This is a genomic window from Brachyspira catarrhinii, assembly GCF_005518285.1.
Taxonomy (GTDB): Bacteria; Spirochaetota; Brachyspiria; order Brachyspirales; family Brachyspiraceae; genus Brachyspira; species Brachyspira catarrhinii.
Genome location: NZ_SJDU01000371.1, coordinates 1 through 2,211 on the forward strand (window position 1 = coordinate 1; position 2,211 = coordinate 2,211).

Here is a 2,211-nt window from a genome sequence, read left to right on the forward strand (position 1 = left end):
GCTTTAACTTATTTTCATAATCATCAGCATTTATATACGCTTTTAATGATATTATAATCTGCTCTATAATATCATATTTCTTCTCATCTTTTAATATATTAATATAGTTTACTATCTGCTCATTTAATTTTAAGCAGGCATCAAATTCTTTGGCTTTAATTTTGGAGTAATAAAACATATATATAAGTTTTATATTTTCTATTGCTTCATATATAATTGTATTATTAGTAATTATATCAAATCCATTTTCAAGCCCTTTATCATTATATTTGTAAAACTTAAGTTTAGAAAATTTAAGTATATAATTAATATTAAGAGTTGTACATATATCAATAATATTCTGAATTTTTTTTATATTTTTTAAATCTTTTGCTAAATTAGTAAACTCATAGCATAAAGTCTTTAAAAAATCTAATTCTTCTTTGCATGCTTTAAAATCATCTTCATTATTATTACTATTATTTTGAATATGCCCAAATTTAATAAGAGATTTTTCAATTTCATTTTTTCTTGTTTCTAAATAATAATTCCTTAATGCCATTTCTTTAATATCATAATCATGATAAAAATAGCATACTTCTCCATTTTTATTTTTATGCTTAGCTATATTAAGATAATCATATCTAACATAATCAAATCTGAAATCAGAAATTTTTAAAGCAATAGCATATATCATCACTTCAAAATCACTATAACTTTCACACTCTCTAAATAATATATAAAGCATATTTTCAAATAAAGTCTTAGTTCTTTCCATCAAAGTCATATTATGATATTTACTAACTGATAATACAACATCATACATATATGATATAGCATTATCTCTATATTTTTCATCTTTAGTTTTCAAATATTTAAAATAATTATATTGAGCTGATAAATTAAGGACATAAGCATTGGTTTTAAATATATCAAGAGCTAAATAATCATCTGTCCAAAAATATATATACTCAAGCCTTTCCACATTCATATCATGTATAATATGGTATTTATAATCCGTAAAATTGACAGTATTTAAATATTCTATAGCATTATCAATAAATCCATCTTTATTAAGGATTTCATATTTAATCTCAATTCTAAAAGGATTAAATTCTCCAAATGTAAAAGCTCTATGTATAAAATAAAAATATAGTAAATTAATATCTTCAAAATTAGCATCTTTAAAATCTTTTTTAGCATAAGAATAAAAAGAATGCTCATCTAATTCTATTATTAATTTTCTTACATCTTCAATATATTTATCAATATCAAAATCAAAATCTTCATTACCAAATTCCCCACTAACAACAACATAATCATTGCTTAAAAACTTTTTAATATCATCAATATATATATGATGGAAATACATATCATATAAAAAGTATAAAGCATTATAAACCTGTATTTCCTTTTCATTTTTATTTTCCATAACAGTTTTTATTTTTGTGAATGCAAAAAAGAAAAATAATGCCCTATAATTAATGGTAAAATCATACTCATTAATATTCTTATATAAATAATTGATTGACTGAAGTAATATAGGTATATCTATATCATCAGTATCATACATACAAATCAAACAATTTATTCTTTCATATAGCTCTTTCTTCTTTAATTCTTGATCTTCTGCATCATCATATGCATAACAAAAATTATGTTCATTAACTTTTTGGTTTATATCAATTTTATTTAATTTAGCTAAAACTTCATCAAATTTTTTGCTGTCAAATTTTTTATATAATTCTCTCATATATTTTATCTCCTATTGATTATTAATTTCTATAATTCTACAAAATAAAAAGTAATATTTTAGAAAATGAAACTGATTTTAAGTTGTATTGATAATAAAACTTACAAATATGACATAGTTATATATAGAATTAATACCAATTAGTAAATAATGTAGAAGAATACATTTAAAAAATATAAAACACACGCTAAGTATTTTATAAAGTTTTATGCAATTTAAATGGAAATTACATTTTTTTAAATTATTAAATATCATAATAGCTATGCCTCCTTACACAAAATCATGGCGACATATATTAGATATTAAGATATTTAATATCTTTATTATATTACAAAAAAAAATAAAGTCAATACTAAAAAGGACAGCCATTATTCATAGCTGCCCTTTTAATATTTAAATAATTATGTTATTTTTTATTTAACCGCTTCAGCACATCTAGAACATAACTCTTTATGCTCACTGTCTTCGCCTACACTCTC

1 protein-coding gene is annotated in these 2,211 nt (G+C 21.1%); it reads right to left on the reverse strand.

Going from position 1 to position 2,211, the window contains the following annotated elements; genetic code table 11:
* The coding region (locus tag EZH24_RS10595) for a hypothetical protein (protein WP_137999093.1) at window positions 1-1,732 on the reverse strand (1,732 nt) is incomplete at its 3' end.
* Between the last annotated feature and the right edge of the window lie 479 nt (window positions 1,733-2,211).